Annotated in this window: 18 protein-coding genes, 1 tRNA gene and 1 other RNA gene; 10 read left to right on the top strand and 10 right to left on the bottom strand. The window is 69.4% G+C overall.

Going from position 1 to position 19,904, the window contains the following annotated elements; genetic code table 11:
• Positions 1–28: 28 nt before the first annotated feature.
• Positions 29–1,141 carry a peptide chain release factor 2 gene (gene prfB / locus ACQBAT_RS10595; RefSeq protein ID WP_420746593.1) on the top strand — a complete coding sequence of 371 codons (1,113 nt, stop codon included), beginning with the start codon at positions 29–31 and terminating at the stop codon, positions 1,139–1,141.
• Between the two features lie 40 nt (positions 1,142–1,181).
• On the opposite strand, the gene ACQBAT_RS10590 is transcribed toward prfB, so the two are convergent.
• The 7 genes from ACQBAT_RS10590 to ACQBAT_RS10560 all read right to left on the bottom strand — a co-directional run bounded on the left by ACQBAT_RS10590 (position 1,182) and on the right by ACQBAT_RS10560 (position 11,652).
• The gene (locus tag ACQBAT_RS10590) at positions 1,182–1,703 is read right to left on the bottom strand and encodes a Na+/H+ antiporter subunit E (RefSeq protein WP_420746592.1); all 522 of its coding nucleotides are present in this window, start codon (positions 1,701–1,703) and stop codon (positions 1,182–1,184) included.
• Positions 1,700–3,517 carry a complex I subunit 5 family protein gene (locus tag ACQBAT_RS10585; RefSeq protein WP_420746591.1) on the bottom strand — a complete coding sequence of 606 codons (1,818 nt, stop codon included), beginning with the start codon at positions 3,515–3,517 and terminating at the stop codon, positions 1,700–1,702. Before ACQBAT_RS10585 ends, ACQBAT_RS10590 begins: the two co-directional genes overlap by 4 nt.
• A complete protein-coding gene (locus tag ACQBAT_RS10580) occupies positions 3,514–4,611 on the bottom strand; it encodes a complex I subunit 5 family protein (RefSeq protein ID WP_427197762.1) in 1,098 nt (365 codons plus the stop codon). Before ACQBAT_RS10580 ends, ACQBAT_RS10585 begins: the two co-directional genes overlap by 4 nt.
• A gap of 65 nt (positions 4,612–4,676) precedes the next feature.
• Positions 4,677–7,100 (bottom strand): ExeM/NucH family extracellular endonuclease, encoded by a 2,424-nt coding sequence (locus ACQBAT_RS10575; RefSeq protein ID WP_420746590.1) that lies wholly within the window; start codon positions 7,098–7,100, stop codon positions 4,677–4,679.
• Positions 7,101–7,271: 171 nt separating this feature from the next.
• Complete coding sequence (locus ACQBAT_RS10570; protein ID WP_420746589.1) at positions 7,272–8,816, bottom strand: M20/M25/M40 family metallo-hydrolase; 1,545 nt, start codon at positions 8,814–8,816, stop codon at positions 7,272–7,274.
• Between the two features lie 188 nt (positions 8,817–9,004).
• Positions 9,005–10,327, bottom strand: coding sequence for a D-arabinono-1,4-lactone oxidase (locus ACQBAT_RS10565; protein ID WP_420746588.1), 1,323 nt, complete (start codon positions 10,325–10,327; stop codon positions 9,005–9,007).
• The gene (locus ACQBAT_RS10560) at positions 10,324–11,652 is read right to left on the bottom strand and encodes an alanine racemase (RefSeq protein WP_420746587.1); all 1,329 of its coding nucleotides are present in this window, start codon (positions 11,650–11,652) and stop codon (positions 10,324–10,326) included. Before ACQBAT_RS10560 ends, ACQBAT_RS10565 begins: the two co-directional genes overlap by 4 nt.
• A 123-nt stretch (positions 11,653–11,775) precedes the next feature.
• Between ACQBAT_RS10560 and ftsE the strand changes: the two genes are divergently transcribed.
• Genes ftsE through ACQBAT_RS10545 form a run of 3 tightly spaced genes read left to right on the top strand, consistent with a single transcriptional unit; the run spans position 11,776 to position 15,085 of the window.
• On the top strand, positions 11,776–12,471 hold the full coding sequence (ftsE, locus tag ACQBAT_RS10555) for a cell division ATP-binding protein FtsE (protein WP_420746586.1): 696 nt from the start codon (positions 11,776–11,778) through the stop codon (positions 12,469–12,471).
• Positions 12,468–13,391 carry a permease-like cell division protein FtsX gene (gene ftsX, locus ACQBAT_RS10550; protein ID WP_420746585.1) on the top strand — a complete coding sequence of 308 codons (924 nt, stop codon included), beginning with the start codon at positions 12,468–12,470 and terminating at the stop codon, positions 13,389–13,391. Before ftsE ends, ftsX begins: the two co-directional genes overlap by 4 nt.
• A gap of 17 nt (positions 13,392–13,408) precedes the next feature.
• Positions 13,409–15,085 carry a peptidoglycan DD-metalloendopeptidase family protein gene (locus ACQBAT_RS10545; protein ID WP_420746584.1) on the top strand — a complete coding sequence of 559 codons (1,677 nt, stop codon included), beginning with the start codon at positions 13,409–13,411 and terminating at the stop codon, positions 15,083–15,085.
• Between the two features lie 11 nt (positions 15,086–15,096).
• Here the strand turns inward: ACQBAT_RS10545 and smpB are convergent, their stop codons facing one another.
• Positions 15,097–15,573, bottom strand: a complete 477-nt coding sequence (smpB, locus tag ACQBAT_RS10540; protein ID WP_420746583.1) for an SsrA-binding protein SmpB — start codon at positions 15,571–15,573, stop codon at positions 15,097–15,099.
• An 86-nt stretch (positions 15,574–15,659) separates the two neighbouring features.
• On the opposite strand from smpB, the gene ACQBAT_RS10535 reads away from it, so the two are divergent.
• Positions 15,660–16,079, top strand: a complete 420-nt coding sequence (locus ACQBAT_RS10535) for a CBS domain-containing protein (protein ID WP_420746582.1) — start codon at positions 15,660–15,662, stop codon at positions 16,077–16,079.
• Between the two features lie 76 nt (positions 16,080–16,155).
• A tRNA-Gly gene (locus ACQBAT_RS10530) sits at positions 16,156–16,229 on the top strand.
• 17 nt (positions 16,230–16,246) lie between these two features.
• Here the strand turns inward: ACQBAT_RS10530 and ACQBAT_RS10525 are convergent.
• Complete coding sequence (locus tag ACQBAT_RS10525; RefSeq protein WP_420746581.1) at positions 16,247–16,681, bottom strand: hypothetical protein; 435 nt, start codon at positions 16,679–16,681, stop codon at positions 16,247–16,249.
• A 115-nt stretch (positions 16,682–16,796) separates the two neighbouring features.
• Between ACQBAT_RS10525 and ssrA the strand changes: the two genes are divergently transcribed.
• The 3 genes from ssrA to ACQBAT_RS10510 all read left to right on the top strand — a co-directional run bounded on the left by ssrA (position 16,797) and on the right by ACQBAT_RS10510 (position 17,946).
• Positions 16,797–17,163: a transfer-messenger RNA gene (gene ssrA, locus ACQBAT_RS10520) on the top strand.
• Between the two features lie 166 nt (positions 17,164–17,329).
• Positions 17,330–17,557 (top strand): FitA-like ribbon-helix-helix domain-containing protein, encoded by a 228-nt coding sequence (locus ACQBAT_RS10515; protein ID WP_420746580.1) that lies wholly within the window; start codon positions 17,330–17,332, stop codon positions 17,555–17,557.
• On the top strand, positions 17,554–17,946 hold the full coding sequence (locus tag ACQBAT_RS10510; RefSeq protein WP_420746579.1) for a type II toxin-antitoxin system VapC family toxin: 393 nt from the start codon (positions 17,554–17,556) through the stop codon (positions 17,944–17,946). Before ACQBAT_RS10515 ends, ACQBAT_RS10510 begins: the two co-directional genes overlap by 4 nt.
• 47 nt (positions 17,947–17,993) lie before the next feature.
• Here the strand turns inward: ACQBAT_RS10510 and trxA are convergent, their stop codons facing one another.
• On the bottom strand, positions 17,994–18,380 hold the full coding sequence (gene trxA / locus ACQBAT_RS10505) for a thioredoxin (RefSeq protein ID WP_420746578.1): 387 nt from the start codon (positions 18,378–18,380) through the stop codon (positions 17,994–17,996).
• Between the two features lie 61 nt (positions 18,381–18,441).
• On the opposite strand from trxA, the gene ACQBAT_RS10500 reads away from it, so the two are divergent.
• Positions 18,442–19,860: an NAD-dependent malic enzyme gene (locus ACQBAT_RS10500; protein WP_420746577.1), complete on the top strand. Its 1,419-nt coding sequence runs from the start codon at positions 18,442–18,444 to the stop codon at positions 19,858–19,860.
• The last annotated feature ends 44 nt before the right edge of the window (positions 19,861–19,904 follow it).

Below are 19,904 nucleotides of genomic sequence, written 5' to 3'. Positions count from 1 at the left end.
CGGCCGGCCTGGCGTAGGCTTGACCCTCGTGGCAGTCGACTTCGAGACCGAGATCAAGCAGCTCCGCGCGACGATGGCGTCGGTGCGTGAGGTCACCGACCTCGATCGGCTGCAGGGGACCATCACCGCGCTGGAGGAGCAGGCGAGCGAGCCGGACCTGTGGGATGACGTCGACAACGCCCAGAAGGTGACCTCCGCGCTGTCCCGCGCCAAGGCTGAGCACGACAAGGTCACCGGGATGGATGCCCGGATTGATGACCTGGAGGCGCTCGTCGAGCTGGGTGTTGAAGAGAACGACGCCGAGACGCTGCAGGAGGCCGAGCGCGACCTCACCAAGCTCAAGAAGGACGTCGAGCAGCTCGAGGTGCGCACCCTGCTCAACGGGGAGTACGACGAGCGCGAGGCTGTGGTGACCATCCGCGCCGGTGCGGGTGGTGTCGACGCCGCCGACTTCGCCGAGATGCTGATGCGGATGTATCTGCGCTGGGCCGAGCGGCACGACTACCCGACCGCGGTGCTGGACACCTCCTACGCCGAGGAGGCGGGGTTGAAGTCGGCGACCTTCGAGGTCAAGGCGCCCTATGCCTTCGGCACCCTCGGGATCGAGGCCGGCACCCACCGCCTGGTGCGGATCAGCCCGTTCGACAACCAGGGCCGCCGCCAGACCAGCTTCGCCGCCGTCGAGGTGATCCCGCTCATCGAGAGCGACGACTCGATCGACATCCCGGAGACCGAGCTGAAGATCGATGTCTTCCGCTCCAGCGGCCCCGGTGGTCAGTCGGTCAACACCACCGACTCCGCGGTCCGGATGACGCACATCCCGACCGGCATCGTGGTCTCGATGCAGAACGAGAAGTCGCAGATCCAGAACCGCGCTGCTGCCCTGCGCGTCCTCCAGTCCCGGCTGCTCCTGCAGCGCAAGCAGGAGGAGGACGCGATGAAGAAGGAGATGGCCGGCGACGTCAAGGCCAGCTGGGGCGACCAGATGCGCTCCTACGTCCTGCACCCCTACCAGATGGTCAAGGACCTGCGGACCGGCCACGAGGTGGGCTCCACCGCAGCCGTGCTCGACGGCGACCTCGACGACTTCATCGACGCCGGCATCCGCTGGAAGCGCGCGCAGGAGAAGGCCGAGGACTGATGGGCTCCTGCTCGGCGGTTCCTGACGCCGAGCCGCTCGCTCAGTCCGGCAACTCCAGGCCGGCCGCGCGGGCCAGGTGATCCTCCAGCTCGCGCCAGGCCCCGATGGGGTCGAGTTCCTCCGCGAGGGTGTGCAGGCGCAGCCGCCCGCCGTCGGTGTCGCAGACGAGCGACCCGGGCATCAGGCCGTACATCGCGACCGCCAGCTGGCGCCACGGACCCTCGGGCAGCCGAGTCGTCGTCTCCACGACGACAGGAGCGACGTCGGGCCGCCGCCGGAGCAGCCTGCGGGCCACGTCGACCGCACCCGCGGTGACCTGCACGGCATACCAGGCGATCAGCCGGGGCACGGAGACCAGACGATGACCGACCGGGCCAGCTTCACGCCTACTGGCCTGTGCGGTGCCGGGGGACGACGGCGGGGCGAGCCACAGCGAGACGGCGAGCGCGACCGGGACCGCGAGGGCGCCATACACGGCATACCCGCTGCGGCCCTCGGTGAGCACCCACCACAGCAGCGCCAGCCCGGCGCCGCGGGCGAGGATCGCGAGCACCCAGGTCATGACCACACCTCCTGGACGAGGACGAGCAGGACGATCAGCCCCACGATGAGCAGGCCGCTGCCGCGGTAGGAGCCCAGAGCCCCCAGGGTGTGCGACACGGGCCCCGCGGCCCGCCGCAGCAGATCGGACAGGCCGGTCCGGGCAGCCTCTACCGCCCGGTCACGGCCGTTGCCGAGGTGCGCCCCGGCACGACCGGTCGCGCGCGTCGCCCGGGCGAGCACCCGCTCCTCGAGCACCACAATGTCCCCGGCCGGGATCTGGGTCGCCCGCTCCTGCAGGCGGTCCCGACGCCCCGTCTCGGCCTGCCACCAGACCACGGCGCCGAGCGCGATGCCCAGCAGGATCGGCCAGGAGGCGTCCCAGAGGGTGACCGGGTCGAGCTCGGGCACCTGGGTGATCGGCAGCCAGGCGGCGGTGATCCACCAGGGCAGCGCGACGGAGGTGGCGACCACGATCAGCCAGGCAGGCAGCTCGGGGTCGGAGCGGGCCGGGAGGGGGTCCAGCTCGGTGCGGCGCAGCACCCAGGCGAAGCGGATGAGCAGCACGGTCGACCCCGTCGCGACGAGGGGGAGCAGCTGGATCAGGTCGATGCCGAGCAGGCCCACGCCCTCCACCGCGGTCTTGGTGGCGTACTTGCCGAGCGACCCGGAGGTGAAGGGGGCGCCGACCACCGCCAGCCCGGCGACCACGAGCCCGGCGATCACCAGGCGACGCGACCAGCCCTGACCGTGGTGCTTCCAGACCGGGAAGCCGAGGAAGAGGGCACCCTTGGCCAGCCCGTGGTGCACGGCATAGACGGTGGCCGAGGCGATCGCGGCCGGCGCGAGCTCGGGCTGGGCGAGGGCGACGCCGACGATCGCCGACAGGTATCCCATCTGGCTCACCGTCGAGTAGGCGATGACCACCTTGGGGTCGCGTTGGCCGATGCCGAGCAGGACGGCGCCGAAGGCGCTGACCAGGGCGAGCACCACGAGCGCCACCCCCCAGGTCGGCAGCGCGATCTCGCCGAGGGGCAGGAAACGCAGCCACCCCACCAGCCCCGCCTTGACCATCGCGCCGGAGAGCACCGCGCTCGCGGCAGGTGGAGCGGCCGGGTGGGCGAGGGGCAGCCAGACGTGCAGGGGCATCAGGCCGGCCTTGACCCCGAAGCCGACCAGGAGCAGGGCGACGACGAGCCCCGTATGCGGTGTGGTCGCCACCGCGGCGGGCGCGTCGGCCAGGTGCAGACCACCGGCGTGGACGACCATCAGCAGCGCACCGAGGACGGCGGTCTCGCTCAGCACGGTGAGGGCCAGGTAGACCCGTCCGGCTCGGTGCGCCTCACGGGTGCGTTCGTGGAGCACCAGGCCGGCGGCCGCAAAGCTCATCACCGCGAAGGCGAGGTAGAAGGTGACCGCATCGGTCGCGGCATACACCCCCAGGTTGCCGACGAAGCTGACGAGCAGGAAAGCCTCGAGCTGGGCTGCGCGCTCGGTGTGCCGCCAGCTGACTGCGGTGAGGGCGGCGGCATACAGGACGACCGCGACGAGCAGGAGGGCGCGGCCGACCGGGTCCAGGCCGAGAGTCGTGCCGAGCAGGAGCCAGGGCGCCTCGACGGCGGCGACGGTGCCCTGCTCGTCCCGTGGGAGCAGGGTGAGGATCAGGGCGGGAAGGAGGGCGAGCTGCGCCAGGCGCACCGACCAGCGGTGCACGCCCGAGGGTCGGTCCGGGCGGCCGGTCGCGGCGGCACGATCACCCGGCGGACGGGTGAACAGCAGCAGGCCGGCGAGCAGCAGGGGCAGGCCGGTGGCGAGGCTCCAGAGCAGTGCGGTCATCGACTACCCACCCTTTCGGCGATGGCCTCCGCGACGGCGAGTGGTGCCAACGGAGCGGCCGCCAGCACGCCGGCGAGCACCGCGAGCGTGGCCGTGACCAGGGCCGGGTAGAGCAGCAGTCCGGAGGCTTCGCGCACCCCCTGGTGGGCGGTGCTGGCGCCCTCTCGGCACTCACCCTCCAGGACGGCGTCGGTGGGCGCGGAGAACCACATCGAGTAGACGACCGGGAGGAAGTAGATCGCGTTGAGCAGCGCGCTGGTGAGCAGCACTCCGAGCACCCAGGGGTGCTCGGAGTCAAGCGCGCCCAGCCCCAGCCACCACTTGGAGACGAAGCCGGCCAGCGGGGGCAGACCGATCATCCCGAAGGCGCCGATCGTGAAGGCGGCCGCCGTGAGCGGCATCCGGCGGGCGATGCCGGGCAGCTGGCTGACCCTGGTCACCCCGAGCGTCTCGGCGAACAGCCCGGCACAGAAGAAGAGGGTGATCTTCATCAAGCCCTGGTGGACCAGGTGGACGATGCCACCGGTGATGCCAGCGGTCGTGGCCAGGGCCAGGCCGAGCGTGACATAGGAGACCTGGCTGACGGTGGAGTAGGCCAACCGCTTCTTCAGGTCGTCCTGGACCAACGCCCGGACCGAGCCGTAGACGATCGTGATGCAGGTGAGAACCAGAAGCGGGGTGAGGACGCCCAGCTCATCGGCGACGACGGGGCCGAAGACGTCCTCGAGGACGCGGGCGATCCCGAAGACACCGGCTTTGACGACGGCGACGGCGTGCAGCAGGGCGCTGACCGGAGCGGGGGCGACCATCGCCCGCGGCAGCCAGCCGTGTAGCGGGAAGATGGCGGCCTTGACACCGAGCCCGGCCAGCAGCAGGACCAGGATCGCGGTCGCGCTGCCCGGGTCGCTGCTGGCCAGGGCGATGACCTCCTCCGCCCCGCCAGGCTCGAACTCCACCGGTCCGACCAGGGCGGTCAGCCAGACGATGCCGACGAGCATCGCCAGCCCGCCAGCGAGGCTGTAGCCCAGGTAGAGGCGGGCGGCCTTGAGTGCCTTGCTGGTGCCGTAGTGCGCGACGAGAGGGTAGGTGACCAGCGTCAGCAGCTCATAGACGACGGCCCACGGGGCCCGATCGAGCGGGATGAGCCCGCTACGGTGCCTCAGTTGTTGCCGCGGCCCCGGTTGCCGGTGTTGAGGCCGACCACGATCGGGTCGTGATCGGAGCTGGCGAACTGGTCGGGGGCGTAGAAGTCGGTGATGTTGTAGTTGCGGCGGCTGTACTCGAAGGCCACCGATTCATCCCCGTTGATGTCCCAGACCGCGGCCCCTGTCACCAGGCGCTGGGCGTGGGCGTTGGCGAAGACGTGGTCCAGCGAGCCGAGCCGACCGGAGAACTGGTAGGTCGTCGAGGTCGGCTCGTAGGTCTTGGCCAGGTTGGTGAAGCCGGCGCCCTCGATGATCTGGATCGGGGTCTCCTTGGCGTAGGCGTTGAAGTCACCCATCAGGAAGACCGCGTCACCACGGAAGTTCGAGCTCACCCAGCTGGTCAGCGCCCGTGACTGCGCCTCGCGGGAGGGGTTGGCCAGCCCCTGGCCGGTGCCGTCGTCCTCACCCGAGCCCTTGGACTTGTAGTGGTTGTTGATCGCCACGAACGGGTTGCCGGTCTGCCGGGCCTTGAACTTCTGCGCCAGCGGGTAGCGGGCGTTGGCGAAGGCGTCATCGAGCAGGATCTGGGAGGAGCCGAGCAGCTGCACCGTGTTCGGGTTGTAGATGAAACCGGTGCGGATGATGTCCTCGTTGCTCGGCACCTGGCCCACGGGCGAGGGCACGTAGGCCCAGCGCGTCGCGCCGACGTCCGCATTCAGCGCGTCCACGAGGTCAGCGATCGCGGTGTCGCGCGGCAGGTCCTTGTAGGACAGCGCCGAGTTCGCCTCGATCTCCTGCAGGGCGAGCACATCGGCATCCATCCCGTTGATGGCGGCGACGATCTTGGCCTGCTGGTCCTCAAAGGCCGCCGTCGTCCACGCACCCCGGACCTCGCACCAGTTCGTCGTCACCGGGTTGCCCTCGCGGTCGGCGTAGAAGGCGCAGCCTTCCTCGTCCTGGCCGAGGTCGGTGAAGTAGTTGAGCACGTTGAATGCGCCGATCTGGAGGTTCCCGCCGACCTGAGGCACGTCATACTCCCGGTCGTTCTCCGAGGAGATCGGGATGACCGGGCTGTCCGCGCCGACCACCTGGGCGACCGGCTGGAAGTTCCACTGGAAGCGGTAGTCCAGGATCACCGGGTCGGTGAAGCTCAGCTGCGAGCCGGTCCGCCGCGGGGCGTCCGCGGACAGGTAGGGCAGCGGCGTCTCCTTGGCCGTGGCGTTGGTCATGTAGTTCCACGAGGAGCCGTCGTCGAGGGTGATGTAGCGGCGCAGGTTCTCCGCCTCGTAGGCCAGGGCCTCCGCGCCCGGCCGCACCACGTCGGTGGCGGTGTAGAGCGGCTCGTCACCGACCGCCAGGCCCAGCTGGCCGAACTGGTTCAGCTGGTAGTTGTTGGTGATCGTGTAGGTCCCCTGGGGGTGCACGAGCATTCCCTCGTAGACCTCCTTCTCGGCGTCGGTGGCCGGAAGGGTGGTCAGCGCGGTCGGCAGGACGGGCTCGCACCCCTCGATCCGCTCGGCGAAGGCGTTGGTCAGCTGGGTGAGTCCGTTGAACTCGGCGGCGGTGCCCTCGATCTCGACGCAGTCGCCGATCTCCAGGTTGCCGGCCACCCAGTCGGAGAAGACGAAGATGCCGTCCGAGGCGTCACCGGGTGCCTTCTCCACGCCGCCGCTGCCGGGGGTCTGCAGGTAGACGCCGCGGAAGCCACCGGTCGGGTAGGCCGCCGTCACCACACCCGTGGTCGCGACCACCTGCCCCCTGTATGGCGTTTCCGTCCCGGTGCCCTGAATGTCGGCGATGGTCAGCTCGAGCGGGTCCGGCTCGGGCTCCGGCTCGGGCTCGGTCCAGCTCGAGTTCTGCGGGGTCGGGGCACCGCGGGTGAAATCGGCGGCGTTGTTGTCGGTGTCGATGCCGTCGGTGCGGCTCGCGGAGGTGGCATTGGTCAGCGCCTGGGCCGGCGCGCCTTCGTAGATGACCACGTTGCCGTAGCCGACGGTGTCGACCGTGCCGCCAGCGGCGTCGAACAACCGCACCGAGCCGGCGGTGCCGGCCATCGCGGCCGAGCACTGCTGGTCGGGGGTGGGCAGCGGGGTGGTGCCACCGGCGCCGGCGGCCTGCTGGATCAGGAAGTGGCTTCCGGGCGCGATGGTTCCGCTGAGGGTACAGGTGTTGGCCGCGCTGCCCGGGTTGCCCGCGGCGGAGTAGTACTGGACGACATAGCCGCTGAGGTCGATAGCGGCGTCGGTGCCGTTGAAGAGCTCGACGAAGTCGTGGGTGTAGGTGGCGCCGGAGTTGCCGCCACCGCCGTAGACCTCGTTGATCACCAGGGGGGTGCCGGCGGCCTGGGCCAGGGGAGCGGCGGCCAGGACACCGGTGAGGGTCAGGGCGCCGGTGGTCAGCGCGGCGAGCCCGGTGCGGGCCAGGGAGCGTGCGTGCATGGGTGTGCGTTCTCCATCTCGATCAGGGACGGGCTCACCGGAAGGTCCCCCCGGGGCCCGACGTGTGCGGGGTGGTGCGACGTGCTGAAGGTACAAGCTTCGTGCGGGCCACCCGGCCGACGCCGGGCGACCCGCACGAGTGTTCACGCAACGTTGTCCGCAGGTATGCCGTCAGGCGGCGTCGCCGTCGTGGGCGGCACCGGTATCGACGGACTCCTGGGGGTGGGGCTTGCCGGACTTTCCGGCGCTGCGCTTGCCGTTGATCGCCGAGGTGTCCTGCGCCAGCGTGAGGGTCACCGCGCCGATGGCCTTGGACATGATCTCCAGAGCCTCCGCGTTGACGTTGTTGATGTCGTCGGCGGGGGTGTGGTAGTTCGGGTCGTAGGTGATGCCCTCTGTGCCACCGAAGAGTTCGACCTCAGCGGCCGTCTTGCGGCCGTCCGCGCCGGTGAACAGGCCGGAGGCGGGCACCCCGTTGAGGATGAAGGCCTGATAGTCCGAGCGGCCGGAGTAGGCGGTGTCGACCCAGGGTTGCCCGATGGAGTCGAAGTAGTCGGTGAACGCCTTCTCGGTGGCGATGGAACCGGGCGGAGGCGGGACGGCGGCCGCATGGGTCGACTCGTCGGCGTCGTAGACCCCGATGATGTAGTTCGGCGAGCCCACCATGTCGAAGTTCAGGTAGGTGGCGATCCGGTCGAGCTCGGCCGGATCGTTGGTGACGAGGTCGCGGACGTAGTAGTTGGAGCCGACCAGACCGTGCTCCTCGGCGCCCCACCAGGCGAAGCGCACCGTGTTGTTGAGCTTGTTCACCTTGGCCAGCTGGACGGCGGTCTCCAGGATGGCGGCCGAGCCGGTCCCATTGTCGTTAATGCCAGGGCCTTCGTCCGCGCCGTCCAGGTGCGCGCCGACCATGACGACATTGTCGGCGCGGCCGGTGCGGGTCTCGGCGAAGACGTTGAAGGTCTCGACATCCTCCAGGGTGGTCTGGATGTCCAGGTGGACCTCGACCGGACCGCTCCCCATCTGGGCCAGCAGCGCCTTCCCATCAGCCTGGGTGATGCCGGTGCTGGGCACGAAGTCGTCGTCGGCGCCCCCCAGGGTGCCGTTGAGCATCCCGTCGGTGTTGTTGTACATGATGACGGCCTCCGCGCCAGCCTCGGCGGCCATCAGGCTCTTCACCGAGAAGGGGCAGGTGCCGCGCGAGACGAGCGCGATCTGACCCGACAGGTCGGCGCCCGCATACGCGGCCGCGTCGCAGCCCTGGGCGTTGGCCGAGGGAGCGGCGAGCAGGGCGGTGGTGCCGCCGGTGGGAGTGGACGGGCTGTAGCTCATGACCTGGTTGGTCACGTTCCGGGGTGTGGGGGAGACCACGCTGAGCGTGTCGGCCTGGATGGAGAAGCGCTCGAAGCTGAAGTACTGCCGCTCGGTGGTATAGCCGGCGTCGTGCAGGACGGACTCGACGTACTGGGCGCTGGCCTCATAGCCCGAGGTGCCGGCAGCCCGGTTGCCACCATGTGCATCGGCGATGTCCTGGAAAGCCTCCAGGTGGTCCATCACCCGCTCGACCTTCATGGCCTGCGCCATCTTCTGCGGGTTGTTCGGGTTGCCATTGTTGTTGCCGGGGCCCTTGTTCGGGTTGGCCAGGGCGGGGCCGGCGAGCCCGGCCAGGACCAGGGCGGTCGCTGCGCTGAGCGCGACGGTGCGTGCGGTCTTCACGGTGGACGTCTCCTTCGACGTGGGGTGGACAGGCTGAAAGTAGGCCCGCACGAGCCCGCGCAGGGATGACTTTGCCGAACCCGGACGAAATTTTGACCTGCGCTTGACCCAACTCCCAGCCCTCTCCCAGACGGATGAGCCAGGCAGCTCACCCGCCGGTCAGCCCCGAGTCCTCGCCGAGCGCGCTCTCAGGACCCGAGTACCCGTTCCAGATAGGCGTTGGCGAAGACCCGGTCGGGGTCGAGCCGGTGACGCAGCTCGAGAAAGTCCGGCATCCGCGCATACCGGTCGTGCAGATCGTGGTGCCCCAGGTCGTGCATCTTGCCCCAGTGCGGCCGCCCACCATGGGCGAGGGCGATGTCGCGTACCGCCGCGAAATAGGCCGACGGGTCCTCGCGGTGGTAGCGGTGCGCCGCCACGTACCCGCTCGCCCGCCCGTGGGCCGTCGAGAGCCAGAGGTCATCCGCCGCTGCCGCCCGGAACTCGACCGGGAAGCTGATCCGCCAGCCCTGCCGCCGGATCATCCCGTCCAGCTCGCGCGCCACCTCGGGGATGGCGGCCAGCGGGAGCGCCCACTCGGTCTCGTGGAAGCGCACCGTGCGTGCGGTGGTGAACACTCGGTCGGAACGGTCCGCGAACACCCGGTCGCCCACTAGTGCCGTGGCGAGCCGGTTCACCGTCGGGACCGCGGTCGGGACCGATCGCCCGAGGCGACAGGTCACGGCATACAGGCCATTGCTGAGCAGCTGCTCGTCGACGAGCCGCTGGCGCCGGGTGAGTGGGGCCAGGTCGCGACCCGCCGGGGCGCGGGTGTTCGTCTTGGTCAGCGCCACGCTCGTGTGCGGAAACCAGTAGAACTCGAGGTGGTCCTCCTGGCCGCACCGCTCGACGAAGGAGTCGAGCACCGCGGGGAGAGGCTCAGGCCGCTCCACCGCGCGCAGGCTGAAGGCGGGGGAGCAGCGCAGGGTGACTGAGGTGATCACGCCGAGGGCACCCAGCCCGACCACGGCGCCGCGCAACTGGGGGTCGGCCTCGCCGAACGTCCGCACCGTGCCGGTCCCGTCGACGAGCGTGAGCCCGGTGACCTGGGTCGCGATGCCGCCGAAGCCCAGCCCCGTGCCGTGGGTGCCGGTTGAGATCGCCCCGGAGATGGTCTGCCGATCGATGTCGCCCAGGTTGGTCATCGCCAGGCCGAGGGGATCGAGCAAGCCCGGTATGTCGTGGAGCCGGGTCCCGGCAGCCAGCGTCACCGTCGCGGTGCTCGGGTCGGAGTGGAGCAAGCCGCTCAGGCCGGTGAGGTCGACCTGGACCTGCGGCGCATGCGCGATCGGGGAGAAGGAATGACCTGCACCGACCGGCTTGACCCGCACCCCCTCGGCCCGGGCGCGGTGCACCAGGTCGACGACCTCACCGACCGAGGTCGGGCGCTCGACTCGCAGCGGGGTGGCTCGGACCGCACCGGACCAGTTGCGCCATACGGTGGGGCCGCGCCGGGAGGTGGGCGGGCTCATCCGAAGGCCTTGCCTTCTCCGCGATAGGTGAGGGCTGTCCCGGCGCGATCGATCTCCACGTCGCCTCCGCTCACCCGGCTGCGGACCAGGGTGAAGGCGTGGGTGTGCTCGCTGAGCTCCCCGGCCTTGGCGTGGCGCCACCAGGTGAGATCGCCCACGGAGAGCCCGGCCGCGCCCGGCCCACGCAGGGGGGTCTGGACCTCGCCGGCGCCCTCGTTGCCCACCAGCTGCACCGCGCCAGGCCAGACCACGCGGGGTAGCCGGTCCGGTCCTGGCGGACCGGACGCGATCCAGCCGCCTCCTGCGACGGTGGCGATGTCGGCCGCGGGCCGGCGGACGACGGGGAGCGCGAAGGCTGCAGCAGGAGCGGGGGAGAAGGCGCGGTAGCGGTCGAAGAGGGTGGGGCCGAAGAGCCCGGAGCCGGCGGCGATCTCGGTGACCGAGGGGTCCTGCCGGGTCAGATGGACCGAACCGGTGCCACCGCCGTTCACCAGCTCCAACGGAGTGCCGGCCTCCTCCGCGACCGCCCGGATCCCCGTGACCATCGCCGAGCGCCGCTCGAGCACGTCTCCCCAGGAGTCGGCCTGCAGGCGACGGAGGACGAGGGTGCGTGCCTGCTGCGCGGCGGCAGTGGCTCTGGACAGCGGACCGGTGCCGTCCTGTGCCGGGCCCTGATCACCGACCCCGGCGATCTGGGCCTCGTACCCCATCACGCCGACCAGGCGGAAGCCAGGTCGGGCGACCACCGCCGAGGCGAGGCGGCGCGCGGCCTGCGCGGTGGCGACGGGGGAGCGGTAGACGCCGACGCGACCGGTCAGCCGACCGGCGCGTGGTGGGTCGTAGGCGAGGTCGAGGTCGATTGCGACCCGGACCTCGGGGCGCCGTCCCGCAGAGGCGACCATGTCGATGAGGTCGAGGTGGGCCGTGGAGTCGATCATCAGCGTGACGCGGTGCACCGCCTGCTCGTCCGCGAGCAGCTGGGCGAGGGCGTGGGTGTCGGTGCTGGGGTAGCCCATGAGCACGTCTTCACACCACCTGGAGGCCCAGACCGCCTCGGCGAGGGCGTAGGCGAGGATCCCGCCGTAACCGTCCTGGCCCAGCACGCTCTCGATGACGGGGCGGGAGCGCACGGACTTGCTGGCCACCCGGATCCTCACCCCGTCCGCCCGGCGGGTGAGCTCGTCGAGGTTGTGCTCCAGGGCGGTCAGGTCCAGCGTCACGATGGGCTGCCCGTGGCCGGTCAGCGCCTGAGACAGGGCCGGCCAGTAGGTCTGCGGCCGACGCCAGGGCTGTCCCGCGGAGCCGGAGGCGGGTGCGAGGTCCACAGTCCACCACTCTAGTAACAGACCGGCACCCATCTCGCGCCTCGCCGGGCCGAGGTCCTTTGTCACACGAATCACTTCCGTTAACGTGAAACTCGGTCGCCACCCCTGTCCCGGAAGCCCCAGATGATCACCCTTGAGAACGTCTCCCTGCGCTATGCCAAAGGTGACCCCTGGGCGCTGCAGGGCGTGGATCTGGATGTGACCCGCGGGGAATTCTGCTTCGTCGTCGGCCAGTCCGGCTCAGGCAAGAGCTCGCTGCTGCGGCTGGTGATCCTCGAGCACCAGCCCACCTCGGGCCGAGTCCTGGTCGCCGGGCACGCTCTGGGGGAGCTGCCGCAACGCCGCGTCCACCTGCTGCGTCGGCAGATCGGCACCGTCTTCCAAGACTTCCGGCTCCTCGCGGGCAAGACCGTCTACCAGAACGTCGCCTACGTGCTGCAGGTCCTGGGGGCCAAGGGGCACGAGATCAAGCGGCGTGTGCCGGAGACCTTGGAGTTGGTCGGCCTGCAGGACAAGGGGCGGCGCCTGCCGCACGAGCTGTCCGGAGGCGAGCAGCAACGGGTCGCGATCGCGCGAGCGATGGTGAACAAGCCGCCGATCCTGCTCGCTGACGAGCCGACCGGAAATCTCGACCCCGACACCTCCGGTGAGATCGTGGCCATCCTGGACCGCATCAACCGCGCGGGCACCACGGTGCTGATGGCCACTCACGACACCAACATCGTCGACCAGTTCCGCAAGCGGGTGGTCCAGCTCCACCAGGGCCAGGTCGTGCGGGACCAGGCCGAAGGTGGGTACCGCGAGGTGGTCGCGCCGTGAGGCCGGGCTTCCTGCTGGGCGAGGTGGCCAACGGACTGCGCCGCAACGCCTCGATGATCGTCTCCGTCGTGCTGGTGACGATGGTCTCGTTGTTCTTCCTGGGCATCGGGTTGCTCGCCCAGCAGCAGGTCAACACCGCCAAGGGATACTGGTACGACCGGGTCCAGGTCTCGATCTTCCTCTGCACCCCCGACAGCACGGATGTCGCCTCGTGCTCCGGTGGTGCGGTGACCGATGACCAGCGCGACCAGATCGAGGCCGACCTCGAGGGCCTCCGGCCGTTGGTGACCGACATCTACCACGAGACCAACGAGCAGGCCTACGAGCGCTTCCGGGAGCAGTTCCGCAACTCACCGGTGCTGGACTCGATCCCGCAGGAGGCGATCCCAGAGTCCTTCCGCGTCAACCTCTCGGATCCGAGCAAGTACGAGGTGATCCGGCAGGCCTTCGAGCGCGCGCCGGGAGTCGAGAGCGTCGAGGACCAGCGCGAGGTGGTCGATCGGCTCTTCACCTTCCTTCAGGTGCTCAGCCTCGGATCGCTGGCCCTGGCCGTGGCGATGGTCGTCTGTGCGGTGCTGCTCATCGGCACCACGATCCGCCTGACCGCCTGGACCCGGCGCCGCGAGACCTCGATCAAGCGGATGGTCGGGGCCTCCGGCTTCTCCATCCATCTGCCCTTCGTCCTGGAGACGGTGATCGCGACACTGCTCGGTGCAGCGCTCGCGGTCGGTCTGCTCTGGGCCACGGTCCGCCACGGCGTCACCGGCTTCCTGTCCGAGCTGCTGGCGGGGGACAGCGGCCTGATCAGCCTCGTCGGGCCCCGCGACGTCTGGTTGATCACCCCCTTCCTGGTCGGCGGCGCCCTGTTGCTGGCCGTGGTCACCGCCTGGTTGGCGCTCCGGCGCCACGTGCGGGTGTAGGTCCCAAGGAGATGACGATGTCCCGTCCCACCCGACGCAGCCGCCGCCTCACCGTGGCCGTGGCTCTGACCCTGTCCGGGCTGCTCGTCGCAGGCCCCGCCCTGGCCAGCGACCTCGATGACATTCGGTCCAAGATCCGCGAGGTCGAGAAGCGCGAGAGCCAGGCGGCCAAGGACCGTCAGGCCAGTGATCAGGCGGCCTCCGCCCTCGGGGTCGAGCTCGACCACACCACCGCCCAGCTGGTGGAGGCCGACCAACGGCTGCGAGAGACCACCGCTGCGGTCGAGACGGCACGGATCGTGCTGGAGGAGGCCGAGGCCGATCTGGCCGACGCCGAGGCCGAGGCGCGCCGGATCGACACCGAGCTGGCCATCGCCCGCGCCAACGAGTCGGCGATCGAGGACGTGCTGGCGGACAACGAAGACGAGCAGGCCCGCAGCCGCAGCACCGTCGGCGCGATCGCCAGGGACAGCTACAAGCAGGGTGGGATGGGCTCGCTGGCCACCACGCTGGAGATCCTCTCCGGCGAGACCGATGCAGTGGACCGGATGGCGATGGCGCGCACGGTGCTCCGGGTCCAGGACCAGCAGATCCGCGCCCTTGCCACCGCCGAGGCGCAGGCCGTCTCCGAGCAGGACCGGCTCAAAGGGGTGCGCTCCGACATCGCCTACCTGCTCGCGCAGGCCGAGGCCAATGTGATCGCCAAGGAGCAGGCCACGGCAGCCGCCGAGGAGGCCAAGACTGCGTTGGAGACGCTGGAGGCCCAGCAGGTGCAGGACAAGGCCGCCCTGGAGACCGAGAAGCAGAAGGTCCAGGAAGAGCTCGAGGCCGAGCAGCAGCGCTCTGACGACCTCGCGGCCCAGCTCGAGGAGCTCGCCGGCACCAAGCATGGACTCAAGGTCGAGGAGAAGGCAGAGCTCCAGCGGATCGCCGAGGAGGAGGCCCGCCGCAAGGCCGAGGAGGAAGCTCGCCGCAAGGCGGCCGAGGAAGCCGCCCGCAGGGCTGCTGCGCAGGAGGCAGCGGCCAAGAAGGCCGCCGAGGAGGAGGCCGCCCGTCAGCGCGCGGCCGAGCGCGAGGCGCAGCGTCAGCGGGAGGCAGCCGCCGAGGCGCAACGCCGACAGGACGAGGCGGCCCGCCAGGAGGCTGAGCGGCGGGCTGCCGCTGCCCAGCGGGAGGCTGACGCCGCTGCCGACCGGGAGCGCGAGGCGCAGGCCAAGGCGGCGGCGGATCAGCGTGCCCGCGAGCAGGCGGCCTCCCGCGCGCAGCAGCAGGAGCGCACCGCCGCCCAGGCGTCCTCGTCAGGCTTCCTGTCCTACCCGGTCAATGCCCCGAGCACCAGCGAGTTCGGCAACCGGCTCCACCCCGTGCTCGGCATCTGGCTGCTGCACTCCGGCCTCGACTTCGGCGCGCCGTGCGGCACGCCCATCCTCGCGGCGGCCGACGGCGTGGTCTACGGCACCCTCTACGACGACAGCCGCGGCAACTACGTCGTCCTGGACCACGGGGTCCAGCGCGGCGTCAACCTCACCACCGCCTACCTGCACCTGGAGAGCTTCGCGGTCTCCTCTGGCCAGTCGGTCTCTCGTGGTCAGGTGATCGGCTATGAGGGCACGACGGGCACCTCGACCGGATGTCACCTGCACTTCGAGACCCGCGAGAACGGCACCCCGGTCAACCCGCGCGGATGGCTCTGATCGGCGTCGGGTCAGCCGTGCTTCTTCAGGTGCGCTGACATCGCGCGCTCGGCCTCGCGGCGGTCCTGCCGCTCGCGCAGCGTCTGCCGCTTGTCGTGCATTTTCTTGCCCTTGGCCAGCGCGATCTCGACCTTGGCCCGGCCGTCCTTGAAGTAGAGGGACAGCGGGATGATCGTGTGCCCGGCCTGCTCGGCCTTGGCCACCATCTTGTCGATCTGCTCGCGGTGCAGCAGGAGCTTGCGGCGTCGGCGCGCCGAGTGGTTGGTCCAGGTGCCCTGGCTGTACTCCGGGATGTGCACGCCCTCCAGGTAGAGCTCGCCGCCGTAACTCGTGGCGTACCCGTCGGCCAGCGAGGCGCGGCCCATCCGCAGCGACTTCACCTCGGTCCCGGTCAGCACGAGGCCGGCCTCGACCGTGTCCTCGATGAGGTACTCGTGGCGGGCCTTCTTGTTGTTCGCGATGAGTTTGCGACCGGTTTCCTTGGGCATGACCGGTCAAGTCTAGGCGAGCCCCCTGTATGTCGTCGCCCGAGTTTCGGGTGCACGGCACCACGATCTGCGGCAGGCTGGTGGGCATGACCACCGCAGCAGAGATCATGACCGCCGAGATGCACAGTGTCCGTGACGACCAGAACTTGGCCGACGCGGCCGCCTTGATGCGCGACCACGAGGTCGGAGCGCTTCCCGTCGTGGACGAGAAGGGCACCCTGATCGGGATCATCACCGACCGCGACATCGTCGTCCGCGGCGTTGCCGAGGGCGCCGACCTGTCCGCTACGACAGCTGGTTCGATCGCCCAGGGCATCGTGTCCACCGTGGATGCCGGCGAGGACGTCCAGCGGATCGTGGACATCATGGGTGACCAGCAGATCAAGCGACTGCCCGTCGTGCAGGACGGTCGGCTGGTCGGGATGATCAGCGAGTCCGACCTGGCCCGCAATGTGGGCAACGAGCACGTCGCGCACTTCGTCCAGATGGTCTACGGGCGCAACTGACGCAGGCTGCTCCGACGCGCGTCTCGGCGAGTCCGCTTTGGATCTGGCCCTACCGGCCGGTATCGTTGAGACGTCTGCGGGTGTAGTTCAGCAGCAGAACAGTCCTCTTCCAGAGGAAAGACGCACGTGCAATTCGTGCCACCCGCTCCATCACGAGGGCCCGGTTCCTACCGGGCCCTCGCCTTGTCCAGGTGGGACCGCACCACAGAAGGACGCGCGAACATCCACAGCCCCGCGAGAGCGAACATCGCGGGCAGCAGGTAGACGAGAAGGTTGGGCGGGTCTGCTGCGAAGGCCAGGCCGATCCCGATCATCGCCGGCGCTTCCAGGATCGCTGCGCGCAGCACCACGAGCGGCATGACTGCCCCAGCCTGCGGGGCACCCGGGGGAGGGGGCAGGAAGCGCACCAGTCCCCAGGACAGCAGCGTGAAGACAGCAACGGCAGCCAGCATCCAGGCCTCGGGGGTGGCCAACTCCGCTCCCAGCACGGCAAGCATCACGCCGAAGATCACGAGGGCGCCGGCCATCGTGGCAACGACGAGGCCCGCGCTGCGATCCTGAGCGGCGTGCTGGCCTTGATCGCCCACATTCCCTGATGTCATGCCAGCACCCTACGGGGCAGCGCGCAGTGGTCGGGTGCGGGAATCTACGTGGACCTCATGGCGTTGACCGCCTAGACTGGACACCTTGACAACTGCACAGCGTGAGGCACCCCATGGGGGTGATCGGTTTCGACGTTGTTCGGCATTTCAGGGGAAGCGGGTCGAGGATGCAAGGTCATCTCGTCAACGCTCCTTGCGAAACCAATAGCTGCCAACTCCAAGCGCAGCGACTTCGCCCTCGCCGCCTGAGCGAGCCCGAAGTCTGTCAGCCTGAGCTAGTTTCCGACTCAGTGCCTGGCATCAGCTAGGAAACTTGCTGCACGGTCATGTCGGGGGATCGTGCGGGACTTCTACTCGACTGGGCCTGTCAGGGAACGTGTGCGCGCGAGCCCTGGGGCCGAGAAAATCCACAGCGCACTGCACCCGGAGAAGCCCTGACTTCCCGGCAACGGACGCGGGTTCGATTCCCGCCACCTCCACCACCCGTGCCTCACGCTCGCGTTGTGTCATCCGTGATGACCCCTGACCTGCCTCCCAAAGGCAGGCCAGGGGTCATTTTCGTGCGTCTGTGCGCCGACCAGCGACCATCACCGCCACCTGCGGCCGCGAGTGACCAGCGGTTGGCTTGCAGACTGCTAGCATGAACGTATGACGACTCTCTACATTCGCGACGTGGCCGAGGATGTGGCCGCGACCTTGAAGGAGCGGGCCGCGGCCCGGGGGATGTCGCTGTCGTCCTACGTAGCCGGTGAGCTGGCCCAGATCGCGCGGCGCCCGACGAATGAGCAGATCGTCGCCCGACTCAGGGAGCGAGATCGTGCTGGCGGACCAAGCGCTGAGGAGATCGTGGCTGCTGTGCAGTCCGGACGCCGATGATCATCGTGGATGCCTCGGCGATAGTGGAGGCATTGGTGGGCTGCGAGGTGGCCGAAGAGCTTCTCGAGGCCCTTGGGGGCGTCGTGCACGCCCCCCACCTCCTCGATGTGGAGGTTCTGTCGGCGCTGCGGGGCCTGTCCCTGAGTCGGAAACTCGACCCAGACGTGGCCGAGGACGCACGCCGGGATCACTTCGACTTCACCATTGAGCGGCATAAGGTGGCCCCCTTGGCCGATCGGATCTGGCAGTTGCGTCACCACTACACCAGTTATGACGCGACCTACCTCGCCCTCGCTGAGGCGTTGGACGCTCCGCTCTACACCTGTGATGCCAAACTCGATGCCGGGGGTCACGGCGCAGCAGTTCGCGTCATCCAACGATCTGGATGATCGTCTACATGTGGGCGCCTCGCGTCGTTCGCGAGTGGTCGTGACCGTCAGTCGGTGCTGTCGGACCCCTGCTCGGACGCGTTGGCAGCCATCGTGGCCCGCACCTCAGCCATGTCCAGCGCCTTCACCTGGGTGATCACGGACTCCAGATCGCGGGCGGGCAGAGCTCCGGACTGCCGGAAGACCAGGATGCCTTCGCGGAAAGCCATGATCGTCGGGATGGAGCTGATCTGGGCGCCAGCCGCGAGGGCCTGCTGGTCCTCGGTGTCCACCTTGCCGAAGACGACGTCCGTGTGTTCGTCGGCAGCCTTGTCATAGACGGGGGCGAACATCTTGCACGGGCCGCACCACTCCGCCCACCAGTCCACCAGCACGATGTCGTTGCCGGTGACGGTCTGCTCGAAGGTCTCTGCGGTCAGGTTCACAGTGCTCATGCACCGCACAACGCCAGCCGGTGGTGGAGGCATTCCACCTCGTGCGGGAGAATGTCAGACCATGAGCCCTGTCCCCTCCGTCTCCAACTCCATCACCGTCCGGCTCGAGCTTCCCGCTCGCGTCACCGCAGTCAGCGAGATCACCACGGCTGTCTCGGATGTCGGGGGAATGGTCACGGCGGTCGACATCAGCGAATCCGGCACCGAGCGGTTGCAGGCGGACCTGACGATCGCCACCCACGGCACCGGGCACGCCGCGCAGGTGGTGGAGGCGATCGGCACCGTCGACGGGGTGGAGATTGGTCGGGTCAGCGACCGCACCTTCCTCGCCCACCTCGGGGGCAAGCTCGAGGTGAAGTCCAAATTGCCCATCCGCAATCGGGATGACCTGTCGCTGGCCTACACGCCTGGTGTCGCCAAGATCTGCCAGGCGATCGCCGAGAACCCCGAGGACGCCCGCAGTCTGACGATCAAGCGCAACACCGTGGCGGTGGTGACCGACGGCAGCGCTGTGCTGGGGCTGGGTGACATCGGACCGCTGGCCGCGATGCCCGTCATGGAGGGCAAGGCCGCGCTGTTCAAGCGGTTCGCCGACATCGACGCCTTCCCGATCTGCCTCGACGCGCACGACGCCGACGAGATCGTCCGGATCGTCAAGGCACTGGCCCCCGGGTTCGCCGGGATCAACCTGGAGGACATCTCTGCCCCCCGCTGCTTCTACATCGAGGCACGGCTGCGGGAGGAGCTGGACATCCCCGTCTTCCATGACGACCAGCACGGCACCGCCATCGTGGCTCTCGCCGCGCTCACCAACGCCCTGCGGGTCGTCAACAAGGAGATCGGCGACGTCAAGATCGTGATGTCCGGAGCGGGTGCGGCCGGGTCGGCCATCATCCGTCTGCTGCTCCAGGCGGGTGCTACCGACGTCGTGGTCGCGGACGTCGACGGGGTCATCCACGCCCGTCGTCCCGATGTGATGCGGGGTCACAACGGCAACCTCGCCTGGATCGCGAGCCAGACCAACCGCGCCATGGAGACCGGCAGCCTCAAGGAGGCGCTGGTGGGTGCCGACGTCTTCATCGGGGTCTCTGCCGGCAACATCCTCACCGGCGAGGACATCGCCCAGATGAACGAGGACGCCATCGTCTTCGCCATGGCCAACCCCGTCCCCGAGGTCGACCCCGTGGACGCCGGCCGCCACGCCACCGTGGTCGCGACCGGGCGGAGCGACTTCGCCAACCAGATCAACAACGTGCTCGTCTTCCCCGGCGTCTTCCGTGGGCTGCTGGACGCCGCCAGCGGCAACATCGACGACGACATGCTCCTGGCCGCGGCCACCGCGCTGGCCAATGTGGTCTCGCCGGAGGAGTTGAACCCGACCTACATCATCCCCAGCGTCTTCAACCCCGCCGCCACGCAGGCGGTCGCCAAGGCGGTCGAGCAGGCGGCGCGGGCCAAGGATGCAGCAGCACAGAACTGAACCCCTCGGGGCTCACCTCCTGCTGGTGGGGCAGGTCCTGCTTC

Origin of the sequence: Ornithinimicrobium pulveris (assembly GCF_050261105.1) — a bacterium.
Taxonomy (GTDB): Bacteria; Actinomycetota; Actinomycetes; order Actinomycetales; family Dermatophilaceae; genus Ornithinicoccus.
This window is presented reverse-complemented; position numbering and strand designations above follow the sequence as displayed.

Bases quoted from the DNA above. Each gene is read 5' to 3' on its own strand.
- ACQBAT_RS10590 (WP_420746592.1), bottom strand. From the start codon at position 1,703: ATGACCTGGGTGCTCGCGATCCTCGCCCGCGGCGCCGGGCTGGCGCTG.
- ACQBAT_RS10585 (WP_420746591.1), bottom strand. From the start codon at position 3,517: ATGACCGCACTGCTCTGGAGCCTCGCCACCGGCCTGCCCCTGCTGCTC.
- ACQBAT_RS10575 (WP_420746590.1), bottom strand. From the start codon at position 7,100: ATGCACGCACGCTCCCTGGCCCGCACCGGGCTCGCCGCGCTGACCACC.
- ACQBAT_RS10565 (WP_420746588.1), bottom strand. From the start codon at position 10,327: ATGAGCCCGCCCACCTCCCGGCGCGGCCCCACCGTATGGCGCAACTGG.
- ftsE (WP_420746586.1), top strand. From the start codon at position 11,776: ATGATCACCCTTGAGAACGTCTCCCTGCGCTATGCCAAAGGTGACCCC.
- ACQBAT_RS10545 (WP_420746584.1), top strand. From the start codon at position 13,409: ATGTCCCGTCCCACCCGACGCAGCCGCCGCCTCACCGTGGCCGTGGCT.
- smpB (WP_420746583.1), bottom strand. From the start codon at position 15,573: ATGCCCAAGGAAACCGGTCGCAAACTCATCGCGAACAACAAGAAGGCC.
- ACQBAT_RS10535 (WP_420746582.1), top strand. From the start codon at position 15,660: ATGACCACCGCAGCAGAGATCATGACCGCCGAGATGCACAGTGTCCGT.
- ACQBAT_RS10525 (WP_420746581.1), bottom strand. From the start codon at position 16,681: ATGACATCAGGGAATGTGGGCGATCAAGGCCAGCACGCCGCTCAGGAT.
- ACQBAT_RS10515 (WP_420746580.1), top strand. From the start codon at position 17,330: ATGACGACTCTCTACATTCGCGACGTGGCCGAGGATGTGGCCGCGACC.
- ACQBAT_RS10510 (WP_420746579.1), top strand. From the start codon at position 17,554: ATGATCATCGTGGATGCCTCGGCGATAGTGGAGGCATTGGTGGGCTGC.
- trxA (WP_420746578.1), bottom strand. From the start codon at position 18,380: ATGAGCACTGTGAACCTGACCGCAGAGACCTTCGAGCAGACCGTCACC.
- ACQBAT_RS10500 (WP_420746577.1), top strand. From the start codon at position 18,442: ATGAGCCCTGTCCCCTCCGTCTCCAACTCCATCACCGTCCGGCTCGAG.